6 protein-coding genes are annotated in these 5,452 nt (G+C 74.6%); 4 read left to right on the top strand and 2 right to left on the bottom strand.

Translation table 11 applies throughout. From position 1 onward, the window contains the following. Positions 1-112 precede the first annotated feature (112 nt). Both ACZ6SA_RS49130 and ACZ6SA_RS49125 read right to left on the bottom strand, forming a co-directional pair. Entirely contained in the window at positions 113-1,312 is a 1,200-nt protein-coding gene (locus tag ACZ6SA_RS49130; RefSeq protein ID WP_347648825.1) for a cytochrome P450, read from the bottom strand. Positions 1,313-1,334: 22 nt separating this feature from the next. Then, entirely contained in the window at positions 1,335-1,595 is a 261-nt protein-coding gene (locus ACZ6SA_RS49125; RefSeq protein WP_465836398.1) for a hypothetical protein, read from the bottom strand. 30 nt (positions 1,596-1,625) lie between these two features. On the opposite strand from ACZ6SA_RS49125, the gene ACZ6SA_RS49120 reads away from it, so the two are divergent. Genes ACZ6SA_RS49120 through ACZ6SA_RS49105 form a run of 4 tightly spaced genes read left to right on the top strand, consistent with a single transcriptional unit; the run spans position 1,626 to position 5,210 of the window. Beyond that, positions 1,626-1,883 carry an acyl carrier protein gene (locus ACZ6SA_RS49120; RefSeq protein WP_347648823.1) on the top strand — a complete coding sequence of 86 codons (258 nt, stop codon included), beginning with the start codon at positions 1,626-1,628 and terminating at the stop codon, positions 1,881-1,883. A gap of 9 nt (positions 1,884-1,892) precedes the next feature. Then, the gene (gene asnB / locus ACZ6SA_RS49115) at positions 1,893-3,743 is read left to right on the top strand and encodes an asparagine synthase (glutamine-hydrolyzing) (RefSeq protein WP_465836396.1); all 1,851 of its coding nucleotides are present in this window, start codon (positions 1,893-1,895) and stop codon (positions 3,741-3,743) included. A 9-nt stretch (positions 3,744-3,752) separates the two neighbouring features. Further along, positions 3,753-4,748: an acyltransferase domain-containing protein gene (locus tag ACZ6SA_RS49110; protein WP_465836394.1), complete on the top strand. Its 996-nt coding sequence runs from the start codon at positions 3,753-3,755 to the stop codon at positions 4,746-4,748. Between the two features lie 6 nt (positions 4,749-4,754). After that, a complete protein-coding gene (locus tag ACZ6SA_RS49105) occupies positions 4,755-5,210 on the top strand; it encodes a DUF1772 domain-containing protein (RefSeq protein ID WP_347648820.1) in 456 nt (151 codons plus the stop codon). The last annotated feature ends 242 nt before the right edge of the window (positions 5,211-5,452 follow it).

Here is a 5,452-nt window from a genome sequence, read left to right as displayed (position 1 = left end):
CCCCCCCCCCCCCCCCCCCCCCCCCCCCCCCCCCCCCCCCCCCCCCCCCCCCCCCCCCCCCCCCCCCCCCCCCCCCCCCCCCCCCCCCCCCCCGCCGTGTTGCCAGGGTTCCCTACCAGGTGACCGGCAGCCGCTCCGGCCGGGCGAACGACGTGCCCGTACGCCACTCCAGCTCCTCCTCGGGCACCGCCGGCCGCAGACCGGGGAAGCGGCCCAGCACCGTCTCCAGCACGATCCGCAGCTCGATCCTGCTGAGCTGCGCGCCCAGGCAGTAGTGGATGCCGTGGCCGAAGGTGATGTGGTGGTTGTGCTCCCGCGCCGGGTCGTAGGCGTCGGGGTCGGAGAAGACCCCCGGGTCGCGGTTGGCGGCCGTCGTGGACGGCAGCACCGCGTCACCCGCCCTGATGAGGACGCCGCCCAGCTCGACGTCCTGGGTGGCGATGCGCAGCGCGCCCACCCCGCCGCCGGCCTGCGACAACCGCAGGAGCTCCTCGCCCGCCTCCGGCAGCAGCTCGGGCTTGTCGCGCAGCGCCCGCATCTGCTCGGGATGGCGCAGCAGCCGCAGCATCACGTGCGTCATCGCGGCGGTGGTGGCGTGGTAGCCGGCGCCGAGCAGCGTGAACGCGAACGCCACCAGCTCCTCCTCCGACAGCCGGTCGCCCTCGTCCCTGGCGTTGATCAGCACCATGAGCAGGTCGTCGGTCGGCCGGCTGCGCTTGGCGGCGATGAGCTCGGCCAGGTAGGCGTTGAGCCGGTCGCGGGCCTCGATGACCTCGTCGCGACGGCCGGCGTCGAAGCTGAGCATGAGGTCGGTCCACGTCCTGAACTGGTCCACCTCCTCGTACGGCACGCCGAGCATCTCGCAGATGACCATGATGGGCAGCGGCTGGGTGACGCCGGCCACGAGGTCGGCGGGCGGTCCCGCCTTCTCCATCGCCGTCACCAGCCCCTGGGCGATGTCCTCCACGCGCGGGCGCAGCTGCTCCATGCGCCGCACGGAGAACGCGTACGACACCAGGCGGCGCAGCCTGCTGTGCTCCGGCGGGTCCATCACGATGATGGACTTGGCGCCCCTGGCGATCGGGAACACCTTGGGCGCGCCGGGCGCGGTGATCGCCTCCCGGCTGAAGCGCGGGTCGGCGAGCACGACGCGCACGTCCTCGTACCGCGTCGCCAGCCAGGCCGGGTCGCCCGACGGGAGGGTGATGCGGGTGGGGGCGCCGTCCGCGCGCATCCGCACGTACTCCCCGGGCGGCTCCAGCGGGTCGGCGGCGGTGAACGGGAAGGTCGGGGGTGGTGCTTCTGTCGTCATGGCGTCTCCTTCGCGGCGAGGTTCACCGGTTCACCGTGTCGGTCCGGTCATCGTCCGGGTCGGGGCGGTCGTCCCAGATGTGGGGCTGGTAGAAGATCAGGGGCGGATGCTCCGCCCAGGCGCGGGCGTAGGCGCGCAGCCATTCGCCTAAGGGCAACCTCATGGTGCCGACCGTGACCGCGCCGTCTGTGGTCTCGCTCGAGCCCGGCTGGAGCGCGGGCGCGCGGCCCGTCGAGCCGCCGTCCAACGTCCGTCGAGCGCGCCGTACGACAGTGCTCGCCACAGACAGCTCTCCGTGAGACAAGGGGCGAAGATGCGGGAGATCACTATCGGCACGCTGGTGCGGCTGCTCCGCGAGAGCGCCGGCGAGGACGAGACGGTCCAGCTGGACGGCGACATCCTCGACACGACCTTCGAAGCCCTCGGCTACGACTCGCTGGCTCTGTTCAACACGGTCAGCGCCATCGAGCGGGAGTACGCGCTCGAGATCTCGGAGGAGGAGGTCGGCGGCGCCAAGACGCCCGCGGACCTGCTCAAGACGGTCAACCAGGCCCTGGCGGGCACGTCCTGAGGAGCACGCATGTGCGGAATCGCCGGCTGGGTGGACTTCTCGCGTGACCTGACCCGCCACACGGCGACGGCCAGGGCGATGACGGCCACGATGAGCCGCAGAGGCCCCGACGACGAGGGCCTGTGGCAGGACCGCCACGCCCTGCTCGGGCACCGCCGCCTGTCGGTCATCGACCTGGCCGGCGGCCACCAGCCCATGTCGGCCGAGGAGGACGGCAGGACCCTGGCGGCGGTGACGTTCTGCGGGGAGATCTACAACTACCGGGAGCTGCGCGCCGAGCTGGCCTCGTACGGCCACCGGTTCCGCACGAGCAGCGACACCGAGGTGGTGCTCCAGGCCTACCTGCGGTGGGGCGCCGGCTTCGCGCAGCGGCTGAACGGCATGTTCGCCCTGGCCGTGTGGGACGTTCGCACGCAGGAGCTGGTCCTGCTGCGCGACCGGATGGGCGTCAAACCCCTCTACTACCATCCGACCCGCTCCGGGCTGCTGTTCGGCTCGGAGCCCAAGGCCGTGCTCGCCCACCCCGAGGTGCCGCGGCGCGTCGGGCTCGACGGCCTGCGCGAGGTCTTCGACATGGTCAAGACGCCCGAGCGGGCGGTCCTGTCCGGCATGTACGAAGTCCGCCCCGGCCACCTGGTACGCCTGCGCAGGAGCGGCCTGACCAAGCACCGCTACTGGTCGATCGAGGCCCGCGAGCACACCGACGACCTCGACACCACGGTCGCCACGGTGCGCGGGCTGCTGGAGGACATCGTCGGCCGGCAGCTCCAGGCCGACGTGCCCGTCTGCACGCTGCTGTCGGGCGGCCTCGACTCGTCCGCGCTGACGGCGCTGGCCGCCGACCGGCTGGCGGCTTCGGGGCGAGGCCCCGTGCGGTCGTTCTCGGTCGCCTTCTCCGGCGCCGAGGACACGTTCCAGGCGGACGCGGTACGCGGCGCGCCCGACGCCCCGTTCGCCCGCGCGCTGGCGGCGCACGTCGGAGCGGAGCACAGCGAGGTGCGGCTGAACAGCGACGAGCTGGTGGCCGAGCCGGTGCGGGCGGCGGTGCTGCGGGCCAACGACCAGCCGCCCGCGTTCTGGGGCGACATGTGGCCGTCGTTGTACCTGCTCTGCCGTGCGGTGCGCGAGCGCTCCACGGTCGCGCTGTCAGGCGAGGGCGCCGACGAGCTGTTCGGCGGCTACCGCTGGTTCTCCAACCCGGCGGCCGTGCACGCCGACACCTTCCCCTGGCTCACGCCGGGCTCGGCGCGGTATTTCGGCGGGCTGTCGCTGCTGGCCGACGAGCTGAAGGAGAAGCTCGACATCCAGCAGCACCGGCTGGCCCGCTATCACGAGGCGCTGGCCGAGGTGCCCGTGCTGCCGGGCGAGGACCGGCTGGAACGGCGCATGCGGGAGGTGACCTACCTCAACCTCACCCGGTTCCTGCAGACGCTGCTGGACCGCAAGGACCGCATGAGCATGGCCAACGCCCTGGAGGTGCGGGTGCCCTTCCTGGACCACCGCCTGGTCGAGTACGTCTTCAACGTGCCGTGGGAGATGCGGGCGTTCGACGGCAGGGAGAAGAGCCTGCTGCGGGCGGCCGTCGGCGACCTGCTGCCGGAGGTCGTACGGGACCGGGTGAAGACGCCGTACCCGGCGACGCAGGATCCCGCGTACGAGCAGGCCCTGCGCGACGAGCTCGGCGAGCTGACCGCGGGCGGCGAGCGCCCGGTGGCCGGGCTGCTCGACCCGGACCGCGTCAAGCAGGCGGTCCGGCGCCCGGCCGGCCACGTCAGCCGGCCCTACGACCGGGGCAGCCTGGAGATGGCGCTCTGGCTGACCAGGTGGTTCACCGAATATGACGTCACCCTCGACTACTGAGAGGCGCACATGCCCGAGCCGAGTCGCCCGGTGGTGCTGCTGTTCCCCGGCCAGGGGGCGCAGCACCCCGGCATGGCGGTGGAACTGTACGGCGCCGAGCCGGAGTTCACCGCCGCCATGGACGAGTTCTTCGCTCTCATGGGAGAGGAGGGGGGCCGGTTGCGCGCCGACTGGCTCGGCGACGACCCCCGGGTCCCCCTCGACGACGCCTCGCGCGCCCAGCCGCTGCTGTTCGCCATCGGGTACGCCCTCGGCACGGCGCTGCTGGCCCGCGGGGTGAGACCGGCCGCGCTGCTCGGCCACAGCGTCGGGGAGCTGGCGGCGGCCTGCCTGGCCGGGGTGTTCGACCTGGCGGGCGCGGCACGGCTGATGGCGGCGCGCAGCCGGGCGATGGCGGCGACCGGCGCCGGCGGCATGCTCGGCGCCGGCGTGGCCGCCGACGACCTGGAGGCCAGGATCGGCCCGCGGTACCGGGCGGCGGGCGTGGCCGTGGCCGCGGTCAACGGGCCCCGTCACACCGTCGTGGCCGGGCCGGAGCCGTGGTTGTCGGAGCTGGCGGGCGAGCTGGCGGAAGGCGGCGTGACGACGCGGCGGGTGCCGTCGCGTCAGGCCTTCCACTGCCCGGCGGTGCTGGGCGCGGCGGAGCGGTTCGCCGAAGGGTTCGCCGGGGTGCCGCTGGCGCCGCCTCGGGTGCCGATCAGGTCCACCGCGACGGGCCTGCCCGTGACCCGGGCCCAGGCGCTCTCCCCCGGCTTCTGGGCCGGGCAGCTCGCCCGGCCCGTGCTGTTCTGGGCGGCGCTCGACGGGCTGCTTACCGGCGGCGACCACACGCTGGTGGAGGCCGGTCCCGGGCGGAGCCTGTCGATGCCGGCGCGCCGGCACGCGGCCGTGCGCTCGGGCCGCAGCACCGTGCTGGCGCCGCTGCCCGCATCCGCCGACGGGACGCTCGCCGGGTGGAAGGCGGCGATGGAGGAGCTGGACGTACTGGTGGGCGAAGGAGTGTGATGACCGATGCTGATCTCCCCTCTGGCCGTGGCGGTGCTGGTGGGCAGCGGGATGGTGGCGGGGGTGCTGTTCGCCGTGGCGCTGAGCGTGGTGCCGGCGCTGATGGCGATGCCCGCCGACCGCTACCTCTACACGACGGGCCTGCTCGGGCGTAACTGGGACCCGGTCATGCCGATCCTGGTGCTGGGCACGGCGGCCGGCGACCTGGCCCTGGCGCTGCTGCCGGGGCCGCCCGTCGCGCGGGCGCTGTTCGGCGTCACGTTCGTGCTGATGCTGGGGGTCGCGGGCGTCTCGCACCTGTGCAACGTGCCGATCAACCGGGTGCTGAAGCAGATGGACCCCGAGGCCGTCCCGGCCGACTGGGCCGATCCGCGGCCGCGCTGGCGGGCCTTCCACCTCCTGCGGACCACGCTGGCCGTGGCCGCCCTGACGGCCAACAGCGTGGGCGTCGCGCTCACCTGACCGCGCCGCCCTCGACCGGCCGGGCTCTGACCGGACCGTCCACGGCGCCCCCACCTCAACCGACCGGCCCGGGGGGGGGGGGGGGGGGGGGGGGGGGGGGGGGGGGGGGGGGGGGGGGGGGGGGGGGGGGGGGGGGGGGGGGGGGGGGGGGGGTGGGAGGGGGGGGGGGGGGGGGGGGGGGGGGGGGGGGGAGGGGAGGGGGGGGGAGGGGGGGGGGGGGGGGGGGAGGGGGAGGCGGGGGG

It is taken from the genome of Nonomuraea sp. NPDC049378 (assembly GCF_055586745.1).
Note: the sequence above shows the minus strand (reverse complement) of the source record. Positions and strands in the feature narration are given on the sequence as shown.

Excerpts from the sequence above, each read along its gene's own strand:
- ACZ6SA_RS49130 (WP_347648825.1), bottom strand. The coding sequence starts at position 1,312 with ATGACGACAGAAGCACCACCCCCGACCTTCCCGTTCACCGCCGCCGAC.
- ACZ6SA_RS49120 (WP_347648823.1), top strand. The coding sequence starts at position 1,626 with ATGCGGGAGATCACTATCGGCACGCTGGTGCGGCTGCTCCGCGAGAGC.
- asnB (WP_465836396.1), top strand. The coding sequence starts at position 1,893 with ATGTGCGGAATCGCCGGCTGGGTGGACTTCTCGCGTGACCTGACCCGC.
- ACZ6SA_RS49110 (WP_465836394.1), top strand. The coding sequence starts at position 3,753 with ATGCCCGAGCCGAGTCGCCCGGTGGTGCTGCTGTTCCCCGGCCAGGGG.
- ACZ6SA_RS49105 (WP_347648820.1), top strand. The coding sequence starts at position 4,755 with ATGCTGATCTCCCCTCTGGCCGTGGCGGTGCTGGTGGGCAGCGGGATG.